This window comes from Leifsonia sp. L25 (assembly GCF_050632895.1).
In genome coordinates, this window is the sequence record NZ_JBODRZ010000004.1 from 519,491 (window position 1) to 537,289 (window position 17,799).

The 17,799-nt window shown below is 70.0% G+C and carries 16 protein-coding genes, 1 tRNA gene and 9 pseudogenes; 11 read left to right on the plus strand and 15 right to left on the minus strand.

The features are described 5' to 3' along the window. The first annotated feature begins 65 nt into the window (after positions 1 to 65). A pseudogene (locus ACRAWC_RS23695) lies at positions 66 to 604 on the plus strand (peptidylprolyl isomerase). Positions 605 to 627: 23 nt separating this feature from the next. After that, positions 628 to 1,485 carry a rhomboid family intramembrane serine protease gene (locus ACRAWC_RS23700; protein ID WP_431246146.1) on the plus strand — a complete coding sequence of 286 codons (858 nt, stop codon included), beginning with the start codon at positions 628 to 630 and terminating at the stop codon, positions 1,483 to 1,485. A gap of 211 nt (positions 1,486 to 1,696) precedes the next feature. Here ACRAWC_RS23700 and ACRAWC_RS23705 read toward each other — a convergent pair whose 3' ends face one another. Continuing rightward, positions 1,697 to 1,957, minus strand: a complete 261-nt coding sequence (locus tag ACRAWC_RS23705) for a cell division protein CrgA (protein ID WP_431219594.1) — start codon at positions 1,955 to 1,957, stop codon at positions 1,697 to 1,699. A 110-nt stretch (positions 1,958 to 2,067) separates the two neighbouring features. On the opposite strand from ACRAWC_RS23705, the gene ACRAWC_RS23710 reads away from it, so the two are divergent. From ACRAWC_RS23710 to ACRAWC_RS23720, 3 genes and pseudogenes are all read left to right on the plus strand, one after another. Next, complete coding sequence (locus ACRAWC_RS23710; RefSeq protein WP_431246147.1) at positions 2,068 to 2,838, plus strand: class E sortase; 771 nt, start codon at positions 2,068 to 2,070, stop codon at positions 2,836 to 2,838. Between the two features lie 2 nt (positions 2,839 to 2,840). Continuing rightward, a complete protein-coding gene (locus ACRAWC_RS23715) occupies positions 2,841 to 2,999 on the plus strand; it encodes a hypothetical protein (RefSeq protein ID WP_431219596.1) in 159 nt (52 codons plus the stop codon). Then, positions 2,996 to 3,635 (plus strand): annotated as a pseudogene (locus tag ACRAWC_RS23720) (anthranilate synthase component II). Before ACRAWC_RS23715 ends, ACRAWC_RS23720 begins: the two are co-directional and overlap by 4 nt. Before the next feature lie 35 nt (positions 3,636 to 3,670). On the opposite strand, the pseudogene pknB reads toward ACRAWC_RS23720, so the two are convergent. The 11 genes and pseudogenes from pknB to ACRAWC_RS23775 all read right to left on the minus strand — a co-directional run bounded on the left by pknB (position 3,671) and on the right by ACRAWC_RS23775 (position 12,634). Beyond that, a pseudogene (pknB, locus tag ACRAWC_RS23725) lies at positions 3,671 to 5,331 on the minus strand (Stk1 family PASTA domain-containing Ser/Thr kinase). A 120-nt stretch (positions 5,332 to 5,451) separates the two neighbouring features. Continuing rightward, a pseudogene (locus ACRAWC_RS23730) lies at positions 5,452 to 7,185 on the minus strand (serine/threonine protein kinase). A 52-nt stretch (positions 7,186 to 7,237) separates the two neighbouring features. Continuing rightward, positions 7,238 to 7,399 (minus strand): penicillin-binding transpeptidase domain-containing protein, encoded by a 162-nt coding sequence (locus ACRAWC_RS23735; protein WP_431349813.1) that lies wholly within the window; start codon positions 7,397 to 7,399, stop codon positions 7,238 to 7,240. Next, a complete protein-coding gene (locus ACRAWC_RS23740; protein WP_431349814.1) occupies positions 7,353 to 7,760 on the minus strand; it encodes a penicillin-binding transpeptidase domain-containing protein in 408 nt (135 codons plus the stop codon). Before ACRAWC_RS23740 ends, ACRAWC_RS23735 begins: the two co-directional genes overlap by 47 nt. After that, entirely contained in the window at positions 7,757 to 8,626 is an 870-nt protein-coding gene (locus tag ACRAWC_RS23745; RefSeq protein WP_431349815.1) for a hypothetical protein, read from the minus strand. Before ACRAWC_RS23745 ends, ACRAWC_RS23740 begins: the two co-directional genes overlap by 4 nt. An 18-nt stretch (positions 8,627 to 8,644) precedes the next feature. Continuing rightward, positions 8,645 to 9,217 carry an FtsW/RodA/SpoVE family cell cycle protein gene (locus tag ACRAWC_RS23750; protein WP_431349816.1) on the minus strand — a complete coding sequence of 191 codons (573 nt, stop codon included), beginning with the start codon at positions 9,215 to 9,217 and terminating at the stop codon, positions 8,645 to 8,647. A gap of 70 nt (positions 9,218 to 9,287) precedes the next feature. After that, positions 9,288 to 9,824, minus strand: a pseudogene (locus ACRAWC_RS23755) (FtsW/RodA/SpoVE family cell cycle protein); the annotation flags it as partial. Between the two features lie 736 nt (positions 9,825 to 10,560). Then, positions 10,561 to 11,049 carry a PP2C family protein-serine/threonine phosphatase gene (locus ACRAWC_RS23760; protein WP_431349984.1) on the minus strand — a complete coding sequence of 163 codons (489 nt, stop codon included), beginning with the start codon at positions 11,047 to 11,049 and terminating at the stop codon, positions 10,561 to 10,563. 399 nt (positions 11,050 to 11,448) lie between these two features. Further along, positions 11,449 to 11,604, minus strand: a pseudogene (locus ACRAWC_RS23765) (FHA domain-containing protein); the annotation flags it as partial. Positions 11,605 to 11,668: 64 nt separating this feature from the next. Next, positions 11,669 to 11,905 (minus strand): hypothetical protein, encoded by a 237-nt coding sequence (locus ACRAWC_RS23770; RefSeq protein ID WP_431349817.1) that lies wholly within the window; start codon positions 11,903 to 11,905, stop codon positions 11,669 to 11,671. Continuing rightward, positions 11,902 to 12,634: pseudogene (locus ACRAWC_RS23775) on the minus strand (FhaA domain-containing protein). Before ACRAWC_RS23775 ends, ACRAWC_RS23770 begins: the two are co-directional and overlap by 4 nt. A 144-nt stretch (positions 12,635 to 12,778) precedes the next feature. Here ACRAWC_RS23775 and ACRAWC_RS23780 point away from each other — a divergent pair. Together ACRAWC_RS23780 and ACRAWC_RS23785 are read left to right on the plus strand one after the other, a co-directional pair. After that, positions 12,779 to 12,861, plus strand: a tRNA-Leu gene (locus tag ACRAWC_RS23780). Between the two features lie 188 nt (positions 12,862 to 13,049). Continuing rightward, complete coding sequence (locus ACRAWC_RS23785; protein ID WP_431349818.1) at positions 13,050 to 13,805, plus strand: hypothetical protein; 756 nt, start codon at positions 13,050 to 13,052, stop codon at positions 13,803 to 13,805. Between the two features lie 303 nt (positions 13,806 to 14,108). Here ACRAWC_RS23785 and ACRAWC_RS23790 read toward each other — a convergent pair whose 3' ends face one another. Further along, positions 14,109 to 14,285: a hypothetical protein gene (locus ACRAWC_RS23790; RefSeq protein WP_431349819.1), complete on the minus strand. Its 177-nt coding sequence runs from the start codon at positions 14,283 to 14,285 to the stop codon at positions 14,109 to 14,111. 68 nt (positions 14,286 to 14,353) lie between these two features. Here ACRAWC_RS23790 and ACRAWC_RS23795 point away from each other — a divergent pair. From ACRAWC_RS23795 to ACRAWC_RS23805, 3 genes and pseudogenes are all read left to right on the plus strand, one after another. Further along, positions 14,354 to 14,545 (plus strand): annotated as a pseudogene (locus ACRAWC_RS23795) (hypothetical protein); the annotation flags it as partial. A gap of 25 nt (positions 14,546 to 14,570) precedes the next feature. Continuing rightward, a complete protein-coding gene (locus ACRAWC_RS23800; RefSeq protein ID WP_431350017.1) occupies positions 14,571 to 14,975 on the plus strand; it encodes a hypothetical protein in 405 nt (134 codons plus the stop codon). A gap of 111 nt (positions 14,976 to 15,086) precedes the next feature. Continuing rightward, positions 15,087 to 15,230: a hypothetical protein gene (locus ACRAWC_RS23805; protein ID WP_431350018.1), complete on the plus strand. Its 144-nt coding sequence runs from the start codon at positions 15,087 to 15,089 to the stop codon at positions 15,228 to 15,230. 95 nt (positions 15,231 to 15,325) lie between these two features. Here ACRAWC_RS23805 and ACRAWC_RS23810 read toward each other — a convergent pair. Then, positions 15,326 to 15,424 (minus strand): annotated as a pseudogene (locus ACRAWC_RS23810) (helix-turn-helix domain-containing protein); the annotation flags it as partial. Position 15,425: 1 nt separating this feature from the next. Beyond that, positions 15,426 to 16,661, minus strand: coding sequence for a PucR family transcriptional regulator (locus tag ACRAWC_RS23815; protein WP_431349820.1), 1,236 nt, complete (start codon positions 16,659 to 16,661; stop codon positions 15,426 to 15,428). Positions 16,662 to 16,775: 114 nt separating this feature from the next. Between ACRAWC_RS23815 and ACRAWC_RS23820 the strand changes: the two genes are divergently transcribed. Continuing rightward, positions 16,776 to 17,786 carry an alcohol dehydrogenase catalytic domain-containing protein gene (locus tag ACRAWC_RS23820; protein ID WP_431349821.1) on the plus strand — a complete coding sequence of 337 codons (1,011 nt, stop codon included), beginning with the start codon at positions 16,776 to 16,778 and terminating at the stop codon, positions 17,784 to 17,786. Positions 17,787 to 17,799 lie beyond the last annotated feature (13 nt).

The window sequence follows — 17,799 nt, forward strand, 5'->3', positions numbered from 1 at the left end:
GGGATGGCCCGAGAGCTGCCGAGCCCGCCCAAGTCCTCTATACGCCCTGTGCAAGAATTGGTGCCATGTCTAAGCACACCGCTGTCGCCACGCTCCACACTAACTACGGAGACATCAAGGTCAACCTCTTCGGCAATCACGCGCCGAAGACGGTGCGTAATTTCGTGGGCCTGGCGACGGGCGAGATCGAGTGGACGCATCCCGCCACCGGCGAGAAGTCCACGGCTCCCTCTACGACGGTGTCGTCTTCCACCGCATCATCCCCGGCTTCATGATCCAGGGCGGCGACCCCCTCGGTCAGGGGGTCGGCGGCCCGGGCTACCAGTTCGACGACGAGATCAACCCGGAGCTCGACTTCACGCAGCCGTACATCCTCGCGATGGCGAACGCCGGCATCCAGGGCGGACGCGGCACCAACGGCTCGCAGTTCTTCATCACCGTCGCGCCGACCACCTGGCTGCAGGGCAAGCACACCATCTTCGGCGAGGTCGCCGACGACGCGTCGCGCAAGATCGTCGACAAGCTGGCCGAGGTCCCGACGGATGCCCGTGACCGGCCGCTGGACGACGTCGTCATCGAGTCCATCGACATCGAGCAGGTCTGAGGAAGGGCGGGCGAGCACACGAGATGACTCAGCCCGTCGACGCGCGCGCGAACTACTGTTATCGCCATCCCGACCGCGAGAGCTACGTGCTCTGCCAGCGGTGCGGCCGCACGATCTGCGGTGAGTGCCAGACGCCCGGTGCCGTCGGCGTCGTGTGCCCCGAGTGCATGGCGCAGCAGAAGGCGACCCACCCGCGCACCAAGCCCGCCTGGGTCACCCGGCTGACGGGCTCAGGAGCGCCGGTCGTCACGTACTCGATCATCGCGCTGTGCGTGGTCGTGTTCATTCTTCAGAATCTGGGGCCGCTGCTCGGTGTCCCGATCACGCCCTCCCTCGTCTACGCGGGTGCCTTCTCGTACCCGAGCGGGACATTCGGCGTCGGGTTCGAGCCGTGGCGGATGCTGACCAGCGTCTTCGCGCACGCCAACATCATCCACATCGCCCTGAACATGTACACGCTGTGGGTGTTCGGGATGGCGCTGGAGCCGCTGCTGGGCCGTGTCCGCTACCTGGCCCTCTTCGTCATCAGCGGATTCGCCGGCTCCCTGGGGGTGCTGCTCCTGTCGTCGCCGGTGCAGCCGGTGCTCGGGGCCTCGGGGGCGATCTTCGGGATGTTCGGGGCCTTCTTCATCATCCAGCGCCGGCTGGGCGGCAACGCGACGCAGATGCTGGTGCTGCTGGCCATCAACCTGGGAATCGGGTTCCTGCCCGGGTTCAACATCGCCTGGCAGGCGCACGTGGGCGGCCTGGTCGGCGGCCTGCTGGTCGGGCTGATCTACGTCGAGACGCGACAGCCGCAGCGCCGCCGCTGGCAGCTTCCGCTCCTCGCCCTGCTGAGCGTGGTGTTGGTGGCGTTGAGCCTCATCCACTTCTTCGTGTAGTTCCCCACACCGGGTGGATAAGTTATCCACAGGCTTATTAACATTGTGGGTAATTACACGGCTGTAACTCTCCACAGTCTTATTAACACTGGGGAAAGCGCAGGCGAACGCGCGACAACTGTTCACAGGGTGCCTGTGGAGAACTGTGGAGAACACGAAGCCCGGGCCGGCTGGTGCCGACCCGGGCTCGAGGCACGGAGGGTGCGGTGCGCTATCGCCAGCGCGTCGTCATGAGGAACCCGATGAAGGCGATGCCGAAGCCCACGAGGATGTTCCAGGCGCCGAGCGCCGGAATCGGGTACTGGTTCTGGCTCACGTAGAACACGATGATCCAGATGAGGCCGAGCAGCATGAAGCCGAACATGAGCGGCTTGAACCACACCGGGTTCGGGGCCTCTTCTCCGGATGCCGCTGCGGTGCGGTCTGCGCGGGCGGGTCGCTCGGGTTTCGTCTTCGACTTGCTGCGTGCCATAGCACCCCAGTCTAGCGGGGAAGCTCGGACGCTTCCTGAGGCCCCCGAACAGGGGAGGCGGCCGCGTACGCCGTGCCGTTTCCCAGCGAGCCGTCTCTAGAATGTGGCACATGACCACCTCGGAGCCTCGCATGCGCCGGCCACGCCGGCCGCATCGGCGTCCGACGGTGCTCGGCGTGGCCGGCGAGCTCCTCATCACCGCGGGCATCCTGGTGCTCCTCTTCCTGGGGTGGCAGATCTGGTGGAACAACCTCGTCATGGCGGGCCAGCAGACCACGGCGGCCGCGCAGCAGAGTCAGAAGTGGATCGACGACGCGATGAAGGCGCCCAAGCCGGCGCCGGGCACCACGACCGCGCAGGTCGATCCGCCGGTGCTCGCGAAGCCTGCTCCGTACGAGCCGTTCGCGGTGGTCTACGTGCCGCGCCTCGGCGCCGACTGGAAGCGCACGATCCGGCAGACGGTCGACACCGAACGCGTCCTCAACAGCTACACCGCCGGGGTCGGCCACTACATCGACACGCAGATGCCGGGTCAGGTCGGCAACTTCGCGGTGGCCGGTCATGACTCGGGATGGGGCAATACGTTCATCGACCTGTCGAAGCTCCACATCGGCGACCGCATCTACGTGCAGACGAAGGACGGCTGGTACACGTACACGTTCCGCAATTTCGAGTACGTGCAGCCTTCGGCGGTCGGCGTGCTGTTGCCCGTGCCGCGGCAGCCGGCCGCGACACCGGTCGATCGGTTCATGACGATCACCACCTGCAACCCGCCGTTCCACGCCGGGGAGCGGCTGATCGCCTACAGCGTGTTCCAGTCGTTCGCGCCGCCGCAGGACGTTCCGAGCGAGATCGCCGCGGCGGTCGGACAGGGAGGCTGACCGTGTACGGAGCTCTGTGGCGGGTGCTGCCCGGTCCGTGGTGGCTGCGCCTCCTCATCCTTCTGGCGCTGATCGCCGTCGCACTGTTCGCGCTGGTGACCTGGGTGTTCCCCTGGGTGGATTCGCTCCTCGGGCCGCAGGAAGGTACCGTGGGGCCGTGACCCGCGTACTCGTCATCGACAACTACGACAGCTTCGTCTACACGCTGAACGGTTACCTGCGCGAGCTCGGAGCCGAGACGGAGGTCGTGCGCAACGACGACATCGCGGTGGAGGACCTTCCCGCGAAGCTCGCCGAGTACGACGCGGTGCTCATCTCGCCCGGGCCGGGCAAGCCCGCCGACGCCGGGGTCTCCATTCCGGCGGTCGAGCAGGCGCTGTCGACCGGGCAGCCGCTGCTGGGCGTTCTGCCTCGGCCACCAGGCGATCGCCGAGGCCTTCGGCGGCGTGGTGACGAACGCGGAGGAGCTGATGCACGGCAAGACCTCGCAGGTCGGCCACGACGACAGCCCGCTCTTCGAGGGCGTGGCCCAGCCGTTCACCGCGACGCGGTACCACTCGCTCGCGGTCGTCGACGGTACGCTGCCGGACGACCTGCACGTGACCGCTCGCACGGCCGGCGGCGTGATCATGGCGCTGCAGCACCGGGAGGCGCCGATCTACGGCGTGCAGTTCCACCCCGAGTCGGTGCTCACCGAGGGCGGATACCGCATGCTCGGCAACTGGCTCGAGGTCGCGGGCCTGGCGGGAGCCGCCGAGGCGTCCCGCACCCTCAACCCGTTGGTGAAGCTGGGCTGACCGGAGCCGACCGGGCGCTCAGCGGGCGCGGTGCGTCAGCCCGAGCAGTAGGTCAGGTCGACGGTCGTCCCCTGCGGCACGTCCCCCGGAGCCACCGATTGGGTGTGCACCATGGTCGCGCCCTTGTCCTGCGGGCAGGACGCATCCGGCTCGGGGTTCGCGGTGAGCCCCAGCTGCGACAGGATGCCCGTGGCGGCCTGGATGGTCTGCCCGGTGAGATCGGTGAGCGTCACCTTCCCGCTCGACACGTGCAGGCCGATGGCGTCGCCTTCGTGCGCCGACGCATTAGGCGCAGGGTCGGTGGAGATGACGACGTTGGCCGGAACACTCGGCGAGTTCTCCTGGAGGTGGTCGGGCCGACGGTGAGACCCGCCTGCTGCAGCGCCTGGGTGGCCGCATCCACGGTCATGTTGTGCACATCCGGCACGGTGACGGTCTTCTTGCCGGTGGAGACGTAGACCGTGATCGTGTCCCCGGTCGCGACGACGATGCCGGCGCCCGGATCGGTGCGGATCACCTGCCCCTGGTTGTAGGTGGGGCTCGATTCGGTGGTCTTCACCCACTTGAGCTTCATGTCGTCGAGCTCGGCGGTCGCCTTGTCGAGGGTCTGGCCCGAGAGGTTCGGCACCTTGCGGGAGGTCTCCGGCATCGTCGTGCTCGGAGCGAGCCGCAGCACCCAGGCCAGGACGGCCACGATGACGACCGCCATGATGGCGATGCCGGCCCAGATCCAGATGACCGGGTGGCCGGCGCTGGGTGCGGGTCATGGTCTGGTCTTCGGCCAGCTGGCGGAACGCCGCCTCCGGGCCGGAGACGGAGCTCGGCGGAGCGCCGAACAGGGTCTCGGCGAACTCGTCCTCGTGCTTGCGCTTCGGGACGCGGCCGGCGGCGGCCTCCTCGAGGTCGGCGCGGAACTCCGCGACCGTCTGGTAGCGCTCGAAGCGGTCCTTCGCGAGAGCCCGGGCGACCACCACATCCATCGCGGGGGACACCTTGGGGTTCACGGTGCTGGGCGCGACCGCCGTCTCGCTGACGTGCTGGTACGCGACGGCGACCGGGGTGTCGCCGCGGAACGGAGGACGCCCGGTGAGCATCTCGAACAGCACGACGCCGGTCGAGTACAGGTCGGTGCGCGCGTCCACCGGACTCGCCCTTCGCCTGCTCCGGCGAGAAGTAGCTGAGCCGTGCCGAGCACGGCGGTCGTTTGCGCGACGGTGGCCGAGGAATCGCTGATGGCGCGCGCGATGCCGAAGTCCATCACCTTGACCTGACCGGCCTTGGTGATCATGACGTTGCCGGGCTTGATGTCGCGGTGCACGACGCCCGCTCGGTGTGAGTACTCGAGAGCGGTGAGGATGCCCTCGGTGATGCGCACCGCCTCCTGCACCCCGAGCGGCCCGCGCTTGATGAGGTCTTTCAGGAGGACGCCGTCGACGTGCTCCATCACGATGAAGGGCAGCTGCGCCTCGTGGCCGTTCGGCTCGCGCACGGTCTCCTCGCCCGCGTCGAAGACGCGCACGATCGTCGGATGCGTCATGCGGGCGGCGGCCTGCGCCTCCTGACGGAAGCGGGTGCGGAAGGCGGGGTCGGTCGCCAGAGACGGCTTCAGGAGCTTGATGGCGACCGTGCGGCCCAGGCGTGTGTCGGTGCCGCGGTGCACGTCGGACATGCCGCCCCGGCCGATGAGTTCGCCCACCTGATATCGGCCTGCGAGCAGGCGGCTATCTGGGCTCAATGCGGACTCCTTCTGCGTGCTGAACTCCGGTTAGTGTAGCGGGGCCCGGCTGAGTAACCGCCGGAGGCTGACCGCCGCGGGTCAGCCGTTGCCGTTGCCGCCGCCTCCCGTGCCGGTGCCGCCGCCGGCGCCCGGAGTCGGCGTGGCGGTGACGACCTCGTAGGTGAGCGCGGGCGACTGGCCCGACTCGACCGACTCGCCGCAGAAGATCGTGTAGGTCAGCTTGTACGTGCCGGTCGAGCTCGGCGACCACACCATCTTGGTGTCGTTGACCGGCGTCTGCGGCTGGCCGTTCACGTAGAGCCGGCGGCCGACGAGGTTCTGACCTGCGGGGCAGGTGGCCGAGCCGAAGCTGACGCTGATCTGCGTGTTCGGCGCGCCCTGACCCGACGGAGGAGTCGCGGAGACCGTGTCCGTCGGCGTGGGGATCGGGGCGACCGGTCCGTAGACCTTGACGGCGATGGTCGAGCCCTTCGGCACCGGGCCGGTGGGGTTCACCGAGTAGACCTTGTTCGCCTGGTCCTGCGTGGTGGCCGCGTTGCCCTGCGCCACGTCGGCGACCATCCCGAGCTGCTGCAGCTTGTCGCGCGCCTGGTCGGCGGTGAGCCCGAGGAAGTCGCTCTCGGTGATCTGCACGGTGTTGCTCGTGGGCGTCGGGGAGGGCGACGGAGAGGACGGCTGGGTGGTGGGAGTCACGACCGGCGAGGTGGTGGGGCCGGCTTCGGCTGGGCGACCAGGGCGATGATCCCGCTGATGAGCACCAGCGCGAGGAGCGCGATCAGAGCGATCAGCGGCCATGTCCAGCGGCTGCGCTTGCGCTCCTCGACCGGGAGCGACGGCCTCCTCCTCGACGACGGGCGCAACCGCGGTCGCGGGCAGCACGGTGGTCGCCTGGGTCGGCACCGCGGCGGGCGACGGCATGAGCACCGTCGCCGCATCGGTCGCCGCGGCTCCGCCGAGGATGGCGGGGACGGATGCCGCGGCCGCACGCACGTCGCCGCGGCGCAGCGCCTGGGCGGCACGGGCGAGGTGAGGCGGCGGACGCCGGGCGGTCGGCGGGATTCTTCGCGATGCACGCGAAGACGAGGTTGCGCACCGGCTCCGCGACGGTCGCGGGGAGCTCCGGCGGCGCCTCGTTGATCTGCGCCATGGCGATGGCGACCTGCGACTCGCCCGTGAACGGGCGGGCGCCCGGCCAGGCACTCGTAGGCGACGATACCGAGCGAGTAGATGTCGGTCGTCGGCGAGGCCGGGTGTCCGGAGGCCTGCTCCGGCGAGAGGTACTGCACGGTGCCCATGACCTGGCCGGTGGCGGTCAGCGGCACCTGGTCGGCGATCCGGGCGATGCCGAAGTCGGTGATCTTGACGCGCCCATCCGGAGTGATCAGGAGGTTGCCCGGCTTGATGTCGCGGTGGACGAGACCGGCGGCGTGGGCGGCGTGGAGGGCGGCGGCGGTCTGCGCGACGATGTCGAGCGTCCGGTCGGTGCTGAGGACGTGCTCCTGCTCCAGGATGCTCGACAGCGCCTCGCCGGGGACGAGCTCCATCACGAGGTAGGCGCTGCCGTCCTCCTCGCCGTAGTCGTAGACGTTGGCGATGCCCTCGTGGTTGACGAGGGCGGCGTGCCGCGCCTCCGCACGGAAGCGCTCGAGGAAGCCCGGGTCGCCGAGGTACTCGTCCTTCAGGATCTTGATGGCGACGGTACGGCCGATGACGAGGTCGGTGGCCTGCCAGCACCTCGCCCATGCCGCCGATAGCGATCCGCGACTGCAGCTCGTAACGTCCCCCGAAGGTGAGCCCTGCTGTGGGTCTCATTTATTCAGCACCGCCTCTAGTACTTTCCTCGCGATCGGCAGCGGCGATGGAGCTACTCCGAGCCGCTCTGACCCTGTCCACCGCCATTTTCGACAACTACAGCCACAGCGAACTCCGGGTCGTTCGCCGGCGCGAAACCGGTGAACCACAGCGTGTACGGGTCGTTCTCACCGTTCTGCGCCGGTACCGGTCTTACCGCCGACCTGAACCCCACCTATTCTTGCATTGCTCGCCACGCCGTGATCGACGCCGTCGACCATCATCTGCTTGATGGTGTCGGCGTTCTGCTGGCTCAGCGGGCGCGAGAACTCCGTGGCCTGGAAGCTCTCCACGGTCTGCAGATCCGCCGAGCGGATGGACTCCACGAGGTTCGGCGCCATCGGCGTCCCGCCGTTGGCGATCGCCGCCGAGACCATCGCCATCTGCAGCGGAGTCGCCCGGTCGTCCATCTGCCCGAACGATCCGAGGGCGCGCTCGGCGGCGTCGGTGTAGAGCGGGTAGACGCTCTTCTCGACCTTGGTCGGGATGGTCAGCGACTGGTTGAACCCGAACTTGTCGGCCTGGTCCTTGATCACCTCCGGGCTTCAGCTGCATCCCGAGCTCGGCGAACGGGATGTTGCAGGAGAGGATCTGCGCGGTCGCGATCGACACCGTGGCACCGGGGCCGCACGTGTGTGAGGGAGTCGTTCTTCACGACCGTGCCGGACCCGGGCAGCGGCAGCGACGCCGGGTTGGGCAGCTGGCTGTCCTTCGTGTACTGGCCGGTGCCGAAGGCGGAGGCGCTCATCACGGGCTTAAGGTCGACCCCGGCGGGTTCAGGTTGCCGCCGATGGTCCGGTTGCAGATCAGGGGGTCGCCGGGAGCGGACAGGAGCTGGTTGTAGGTGGCGTCGACCGCCTTGCCGTCGTGCGACGCGGAGAACGTTCGGGTCGTATGTCGGCTTCGACACCATCGCGAGGATCTTGCCGCCGGTCTTGGGCGCGAGCAGCACGACGGCGCCCTGCTGGTCGCCGAGCGCATCCCACGCCGCCTGCTGCGCCACCGGGTCGATCGTCGTCTCGACGGTCGCACCCTGTGGGTTCTTGCCGGTGAGGATGGCGTTTATGCGGTCGAAGAACTGCGAGTTGGCGGAGCCGCTCAGCTTCGCGTTGAGCGCGCCCTCGAGTCCGGTCGGCTCGCCGTTGATCAGGAAGAAGCCGGTGACGGCCGAGTACAGCGGGCCGTTGCTGTAGACGCGCTGCCACTTGTAGACGTCGTTCGACGGCACCGACTGGGCGACCGGCTGCCCGGCCACCAGGATGGCTCCGCGCTGCGCCGAGTAGCTGTCGTTCAGCGCCCGCGTGTTCCGCGCATCCGTGTTGAGGGTGTCCGCCGAGAACACCTGCAGGATGGACGTGGAGACGAGCAGCGCCGGGAACATCCCCAGCACGATGGTGCTCACGCGCTTGATCTCGCGAGTTCATGTCAACTCACCACCAGCCAGGGTTGATTGCGGACGGTGTCGGACAGCCGCCAGCAGCAGCGCCACGATGATCCAGTTGGCGACGAGGGACGAGCCGCCCGCTGCCAGGAAGGGCGTCGTGAGGCCGGTCAGCGGGATGACCCGGGTGACGCCGCCGATGACGATGAAGCACTGCAGCGCCACGGTGAACGAGAGGCCCACGGCGAGCAGCTTGCCGAAGTCATCCTGCCCGGCGAATCCGATGCGCAGGCCACGGGCCACGAACACGAGGTAGAGGGCGAAGAGGGCGAACAGACCGGCGAGGCCGAGCTCCTCGCCGAGGCTGGCGATGATGTAGTCGCTCTGCGGGGCGGGCGTGATCCACGGCTGGCCCTGGCCGAGCCCTGTGCCGATCAGGCCGCCGTGGGCGAGACCGAAGAGGCCCTGCACGAGCTGGAAGCTGCCGCCCTGTGCGTCGTACACGTTCTGCGAGAAGGGCGTGAGCCAGTTCGCGAAGCGGTCGTGCACGTACGGCAGCAGCTGGCTCGCCGCCACCGCACCGCCGACGATCAGCAGCAGGCCGAGGATCACCCAGCTGATGCGGGAGGGTCGCGACGTACAGCATGACCAGGAACAGGCCGAAGATCAGCAGACCGGTGCCGAGGTCGCGCTGGAACACGATCACGGCCATGGCCATCAGCCAGACGACGAGCAGCGGGCCGAGGTCGCGGGCGCGCGGGAAGCGGATGCCGAGGAACTTGCGGCCGACGACGGAGAGCGAGTCGCGCGTCTGGACCAGGTAGCCGGCGAAGAAGACGGCGCGAGGCACAGCTTCGCGATCTCGGCCGGGCTGGAAGCTGAACGGGCCGATGCCGATCCACACCCGCGCACCGTAGATCTCCTTGCCGATGCCGGGAAGCATCGGCAGGAGCAGCAGCACCAAGGCCGCGAGGCCGAAGAGGAAGGTGTAGCGCTGCAGGATGCGGTGGTTGCGGATGAGCACCACGACGAGGATCGCGCAGATGATGGCGATGGCGCTCCACACGATCTGCTTGACGCCGGCGCTGTCCCACCCGGCGTCCTTGAAATGGATGTCGATGCGATAGATCTCGGCGATGCCGATCCCGGTGAGGATGGTCGCGATCGGCAGCAGGAACAGGTCGGCCTGGGGCGCGACGAACCGCAGCGCGATGTGCATCGCGATGACGAGCGTCCGAGGAGACCCGCGCCGAGAGTAGACCAGCGTCAGATCGATGTGGCCGAGGGCGCCCAGCTGCACCAGGACGATGGCGGCGGCGTTGATCCCGCAGGCGATCACGAGCAGGAAGAGTTCGAGGTTGCGCAGCTTCGCGGGCAGGCGCAGCCGTTTCCACCGGCCCGGTGGCGGTCCGGGGAGGCCTGGTCTGGCGGGGCGCGGTGGCCCTATTGTCCGCGGGCATCGCTCAGCTGCTCCACGATCGTCTTGGCCGACGGCAGGTCGTCGGCGTTGATGGTCTGCTCCACTTGCTGCTTGTCGTATGCCGGGAAGGTCGTTCACCGAGAGGGTCGTCTCCTCGTACAGGTGCGAGAGCCCGATCGGCCCGATGCCCTGCTGGACGCCCTGGTAGATGGCGACCTTGCCGTCGAGGCGACGCGCCCACGTAGTAGCGGGACTGCGTCCACTGGTACCCGAAGAAGGATGGCGAGCACGATCGCGACGACGAGGAGGATCAGGCCGATCATCCAGGTGAGGCGCCGGCGCCGGGCGCGGCGCGCATCCTCTTCGATGAGCTCGTCGAGGTAGTCCTCCGACTGCGGCTCGAAGTGCGTGGGGCCGGTGGCCGGCCGGATGGGGTGCAGCCGCAGTCCGGGAAGGCGCGCCGCGCGCGTGGTCGGCTTCGGCTCGACGCCGAACTGCAGCGGCGACGCGGCGGAGCCCACGGTGACGGGTTCCTTCATGATGTCGCCGCGTGCCGTGTCGCCGATGTCGAGCACCACCGCCTCACGTTGTCCGGGGCGCCCGCGTCGAGGCTCTGCTTGAGGAGGCGCTCGGCCACCTGCTTGGGGCCGTCCTTGGAGGCCAGGGCAGCGAGCATGTCGTCGTGCTTCACCACGCCGCTGAGGCCGTCGGAGCAGATCAGCCAGCGGTCGCCGGGTCGTGTGTCGAGCGTCCAGGTGTCGATCTCGGGCGAGGCGTCCACGTCGCCGAGCACGCGCATCAGCACGGAGCGGCGGGGATGCACCATCGCCTCCTCCTCGGTGATGCGTCCGCTGTCGACCAGGCGCTGCACGAAGGTGTGATCGGTCGAGACCTGCTTCAGCTCGCCGTCCCGGAACAGGTAGATGCGCGAGTCGCCGATGTGGGCGAAGGCGAGCTGGTCGCCGACCCGCACCAGTGCGCTGACGGTGGTGCCCATCCCCGTCAGTTCCGGATGCTCGAACACCTCGTCTCGGCGAGCAGCGAGTTCGCCGCGATGGAGAGACGGACTGCAGGGCGAACTCCGCCTCGGCGGCCGTCTCGCACTCCCGGTCGGCCTCGCGGATGCGGGTGACGGCGATGGCGGAGGCGACGTCGCCGCCCGCGTGACCGCCCATCCCGTCGAGCGACGACGAACAGCTGGCGTCCGGCGTAGCCGGAGTCCTGGCTGTTCGAGCGGATCTTCCCGACGTGGGAGAGCGCCGCCGCCTTGTTCGCCGCCACCGGTTACCGCCGCAGCTCGAACGTGGTCGTACCGATCTTGATCGGCGTGTCGAGCGGACCTGGGTCGGGACGGTGACGCGGCGGCCGTCGAGAACGTGCCGTTCGTCGAGTCGAGATCCTGGATCATCCACTCGTCGTTCCAGAGGAGCAGGCGGGCGTGGTGGGTGGAGGTGTAGTCGTCGCGGATGACGAGGTTCGACTCGCTGGAGCGGCCGACGGTGATCGGGTCGCGGCCGAGGGGGAGCTCGGTCCCGGCGCGCGGCCCGGACGTGATGACGAGGCGTCGGGCGGTCTGCACGCTCGCGTTGGTGTGCCCGCTCGCGCGGTTCGCGCCGAGGGGAGGGTGGAGACCGGGGCCGGCTTCACGACCGGTCCTCGGTCGGTCCGGCGGGCGCGGCCATCGGGGAGGGGACCGGGGCGGGGGCGCTCGCCGCCGGGAACGGGGAGGCGGGGGCCGCCGCCTGCGACTCCGGAAGCTTGCGCACGCGCTGCCCGAACGGGTCGGTGCGCAGCGCGTAGACGATGCCGAACACGAACAGCCACAGCAGGAGCAGGAAGCCGAACCGCAGCACCAGCAGGGTCAGCTCGCTGGGGTTCACGAGGGGCTCCAGAAGTTGCCGACGTCGTGGCGGCGCGTCGCATCCGCTCCGCTTCCGCCGGGCGCCGCCTGGGGCAGCACGCGGAACACGATGCGCGTGCGGCCCAGCGTGATGACGGACTCGGGCTCGAGGATGGCCTTGCGCAGCGGCTGGCCGTCGAGCTTGGTGCCGTTGGTGGAGCCGAGGTCCTCCACCTGGGCGCGGTGCCCGTCCCAGGTGATCATGACGTGCCGGCGCGAGATGCCCGTGTCGTCGACGGTGATGTCCGCGTCCGCGCCGCGGCCGACGACCGTCGCGCGAGTGGCCCAGCGGGTAGTGGGTGCCGTTGATGTCGAGCACCGGGGTCCAGGCGACGTCGCCCTTCACGTTCTCGGACTCGACCTGCAGCATCCCCTCGGTGAGCTCCGCGTCCTCCTCGAGCTCGATGGAGATGCCGCCCGCGAATTGGTAGTGCTGGGTCGCCGCGTGCTTCTGCACGAAGTCGATCAGCTCGTCGGTGAGCGCCGCGCCCATGGAGCGCATCCGCGTGTAGTCGGCCCTCGACATGCGCAGCACGAACCGGTTGGGCGCGAGCACGCGGTCGCGCGCGACCACGGCCGCTTTCGTGTCGAGCTCCTTGCGGAGAGCGCTGGTGAGCTCGACCGGCTGCAGCCCGGAGCGGAAGGTCTTCGCGAACGCGCCATTGACCGCGCGCTCGAGCCCCCGCTCGAAGTTGTCCAGAATGCCCACAGTCTCCCGCTCCCGGCTCGATGACTACATGCATGTTAGTCGGAACCCTCGGAAAACCCCCTGGCTATCCGGTGAAGATCAGTCTGCGGGAGGACGACCCGATTCGCTGAACGGTCCGGACGTCGTGTTGAAGTTCCTGGGTTCGCGCGAGTGGCGGAATTGGCAGACGCGCTGGCTTCAGGTGCCAGTGCCCGCAAGGGCGTGGGGTTCAAGTCCCCCCTCGCGCACGGACACATCAGGCGCTCGAGAAATCGGGCGCCTGAGTCGTTTCCGGCGGCCTTCTCCGCGGGTGTTCCCTCGCAACTCGTGGCCCAATAGGGTGAGCGCGAGGAGGGCCGAGTGCGCGTCAGGGAGTGGCTGAGCAGACACGACCCGGGGATTCAGCGCCCTGCGGCGCGCGGGCCGGGCCGCGATCGTGATGCCGCTGCTGTTCGCGTTCGGCAGCCGGGTGATCGGCAACCCGGATGTGGCGTTCTTCTCGGTGTTCGGGTCGTTCGCGATGCTGCTCTTCGTCGACTTCGGCGGACCGCTGCGCGAGCGGGTGCAGGCGCTCGTGGCGCTGGCCGTCGTCGGCGCCGTGCTCGTGACGCTGGGCACGCTCGCCGCACAGCCGGTCTGGCTGTCGGCGGTGGGGATGGCGGTGGTCGCCCTCGTCGTGCTGTTCGCCGGATCGGTCAGCTCGGTCGCGGCGTCGGCCAGCACCTCCCTGCTGCTGTCGTTCATCCTGCCGGTGACGCTTCCTGGGACCCCCGCATCCCTCGGCCCGCGGCTGCTCGGGTGGGGGATCGCGGCGGTCGTCGCGATCGTCGCCGTGACGGTGCTGTGGCCGGCCCCGGCGCGGGAACGCCTGCGGGGGCCGGCGGTGGATGCGATCCGCGCGCTCGCGGCACGGCTTCGCGCCGAGTCGGCCTACGTCCGAGGGAGGGGATCCGGCGCTGGCCGCCGGAGCGGGACCGCACGATCGCGGAGGCGGACGCCGGCGTGGCCGTGCTCCACGAGGCGTTCCTGGCGGCGCGCACCGGCCGACCGGGCTGAGCACTCCGGCGCGGACCATCGTGCGGCTGGTCGACGAGCTGATCTGGCTCGACTCCGTGATGACCCAGTTCGACCGCTATGGCCGAGCGCCGTCCGTGATTCCCGGACCGACCCATGCGGCGGCGTGGACGGTTAAGAGCGCTGCCGCCGACGTGCTGGACACCGGTGCCGTCGTGCTGGCGCAGCATGGCGCAGATCCCGCGCCACTGGATGCCGCGCTGGGCCGCCTGGCGGACGCCCGCGTCGAGGTGGAGGCGGCAATGCTCACGGCTCCGGCGACGAGCGGACGCGGTGGCGGGTCGAGCGACGCGATGCTCACGTCCCTCGACCCCGGCTTCCGGGCTCAGGAGCTCGCCTACGCGGTGACGACGGTCGGCAGCAACATCTCGTTGACGGCCCGGGCGGAGCGGAGGTCGTGGTGGCAGCGGATGCTGGGCCGTCAGCCGGGCGGCCTCAGCGGACCGGTCGCCGCGGCCGCCGAGCGCGCCAGCGCGTTCGTCGGCTGGAACTCGGTCTGGCTGCGCAACAGCATCCGCGGTGCGATCGCACTCGGACTGGCGGTGCTGCTGGCCAAGCTCACCGGCGTGGACCACTCCTTCTGGGTGGTGCTGGGCACGCTCTCGGTGCTGCGGGTCCAACGCGCTGAGCACCGGGCAGACCGTGCTGCGGGGCGTGCTCGGCACGGTGGCCGGCGTCCTCCTCGGCGCGGCCGTCCTGTTCGTCATCGGCGCGAATCCGGTGGTGCTCTGGGTGGTCCTGCCGGTCGCGATCCTGATCGCCGGGGTCGCGCCGGCGGCGATCTCGTTCGCCGCGGGGCAGGCCGCGTTCACGGTCGTTCTCGTCCTGCTCTTCAACATCATCGCGCCCACCGGGTGGACGGTCGGGCTCATCCGGATCGAGGATGTCGCCCTCGGCTGTGCCGTCGGCCTGGTCGTGGGCGTGCTGTTCTGGCCGCGCGGCGCCGCCGCCGCTCGCTGCGCCGGGCGATCCGCCGACGCGTACCGCGAGGGGATCGCGTACCTCCGGGCCGCTGTGGCTTACGGGGTGGGCGAGCGCGACGGCGTGGCGGAGCCCCGGGCGCAGGCGACGCGGGCGGCTGCCGGCGTCCAGGCGGCTCGACGACGCGCTCCGCACATACCTCGCCGAGCGCGGTGCGAAGCGGCGGCCGCTGGCCGAGGTCTCCGCCTCGGTGACCGGAGTGGCAGGAGTGCGGCTGGCGAGCGACGCGATCGTAGAGCTCTGGGGCGGGCAGCCGGCCGCGGACCGCCACACGGCGGAGGCCCGAGCGCGCTGGATGACGCACTGACCGGTCTCGAGAGCTGGTACCGGCGGATGGCGGAGCAGCTCGTCGCCCTCGGGCCGCTTCCCCAGCCGGTGCCCACGGACCCGACGATGGTCACATCGTCTCGCGGCGGCGGTGGTCGACCGGGCGGAGGACGCCGACGACATGGTCACCGCGGTCCGGATCATCTGGACGGCGGACTACCTGGAGGTCGTCAGCCGGCTGGAGACGGTCATCGTCACGCCGGTCGCGGTACTGCGCGACGACGTCACGCGCTGAGCGCTCAGGCGTGCAGCGCCCGCAGGGCGAGCCCAGGCCGCGGTACGGTCGTCAGCGTCGGCGAGCGAAAGCCCGGCCAGCCCTCGATGCGGTGGATGCGCGAGGTCAGCGCTCTGGCGGTGCACGCCGAGGCGCTCGGCGGCCGCACCCCACGCACCGTTCTCGGCGAGGAAGACCCGGAGCGTCTCGGTCAGCTCACCGTGCCGTCCGGTCTCGTCGCGGAGGGGTCGAGCAGCCGGGCGACACGCCGCGTGTCGTTCTCGCCGAGGCGGTCGAGCACGAGCGAGATGGTCGGGATGGCGCGGTAGCGCACGACGCGCTTTCCTCCGCACGGGCGGACTCCACGGCGTGACCGGCCTCCGCCGCGCTCGGAGCCAGCGCATCGGTCGGCGCGGACGTCCCGGAGCCCGAGGAAGACGGCGGAGGAGTACGCCTCCACGCGCGCGGCCACGGCATCCACCTGGTCGTCGCGCAGGAAGCCGGTGACGACGCCGTACCGCTCGGTGTGGAGGTGGGCGGCGCCGAGCTCGTCAGAGCCAGTGCGACACCAGCCGTTCGACCTCCACCGAGGCGGACCGGGCGGTGAGGGCGAAGGCGGTGAGCGAGGTCTCGTGCACGCCCCACCTGCGCAGCAATGACACGGCGGCCGGACCGCCGGCGAGCAGGGCGTCGATCATCAGGGCACGCCCGAGGCGCTCCGGTCCGGCTGGGGTCGTCGGTGCGGAGCAGGAGGTCGAGCAGCGCGGCGGCCTGCGAGCCGAGCTCGCGGGCGCGGCTCGAGGACTCGGTGCGCGGGCTCACCACCAGACGGGCGGACAGGTCCTCACCCGAGCCGACGACGTGCACCTGGAGGGCGCGGTGCCGAACCCGGACCGGCCGGGAGAGGGCGACGGCCATCGCATCCTGCACGTGCAGGCCCCCGGCTCCAGCGCTGGTGATGACCTGCCCGTGCCGGTCGAGGAGCACGACCCAGCCGTCGATGCGGTGGGCGAGCTCCGCGACCACACCGGAGACGCCGCCCCGCCGCGCGGCCAGGGTCAGCACCTTCATGGCGCTGGTGACCGCGCGGTCCTCTGCGGCCTGGTCGACCGCGAGGAGCGCGGTGAGCACGGGCCCGAGCAGCTCGTCCGACACCTCGGTGCCGACGATTGCGGTCGTTCCGGTGCGCTTGAGTGCGGCGAGGAGCCGTGCATCCTCGCCGTGGGCCACGATGACCGCCTGCTGCAGGGCCTCGCGGCGCTCGGCCTCCGGGGCCAGCGCGGCCGTCGCGGCTCTCGCGCTGGCGACGACCAGTGTGGCGAAGGAGGGATGTCCGACGACGGAGAAGTCGTCGAGGGCGACCACGGCATCCACCCGCAGGCCCGCATCCAGGCGCCCCTCGATGGTGCGGCCGCCCAGGGAGCGGGCGATGGAGGCGATGTCGCGGGTCACGAGGCCAGTGTACGAAATGTCGAACAGCAGGCCGGGCGATCACGGTTTCGGTGAATGACAGGCCGCCGGACCGCTTCCTAGCATCGAGCGAGACCCGCACACGAAGGAGTACCCATGCAGGCCGTCGTCTTCACCGCACCATCCGCCGCCATCGAGTTCACGGAGGTGGAGCTCGCCGCTCCCGGACCGGGTGAGGTGCGCGTGAAGATCGCGGCGGCCGGCGTCTGTCACTCCGACCTGCACGTCAAGCGCGGCGAGTGGGATGCTCCGGCTCCGCTCGTGATGGGGCACGAGGGCTCCGGCATCGTGACCGAACTCGGAGCGGGGGTCACGTCACTCGCGGTCGGCGATCACGTCGTCCTCAGCTGGGTCCCGCCGTGCGGCGACTGCCGCTACTGCCGCTCGGGGCACGAGGCGCGCTGCCAGAAGGTGGCCACCATTGTGGCGCCGAAGGGCGTGCTGTTCGACGGCACCTCGCGGCTCTCCCGCGACGGCGAGCCCGTGCACCACTACCTCGGCGTCTCCTCGTTCGCCGAGGAGGTCGTCGTCCCCGCCTCCGGCGCCGTGAAGGTGCGCGACGACGCACCGCTCGACATCATCGCCGTCGTCGGCTGCGCCGTCGCGACCGGCGTCGGAGCGGTGCTCAACACGGCGGCGGTCGAGCCCGGTTCGACGGTCGCGGTGATCGGCTGCGGCGGCGTCGGCCTCAATGTCGTGCAGGGCGCCAAGCTCGCCGGGGCCGAGCGCATCGTCGCCATCGACGTGCTGGCCGACAAGACGCAGATGGCGCTGCAGTTCGGGGCGACCGACCGCATCGACGCGTCACAGGCGGACGCGGTGGAGCAGCTCTTCGACCTCATCCCCGACGGTGTCGACTACGCGTTCGACGCCATCGAGCCACCATCCACGACCGAGCAGGCGATCCGGATGCTCGGCCTGGGCGGCGCCGCGGTCATCGTCGGTCTGCCGCCGACAGGAGCCAAGGCGTCGTTCGAGCCGCTGGTGCTGGCTGAGGCCGACCAGCGCATCCTCGGCTCCAACCTACGGCTCGGTGCGCCCCTCACATCGACATCCCCGCGCTGGTCGACCGGTACATGGACGGCCAGCTCAAGCTCGACCCCCTGATCTCGGGCCGGCG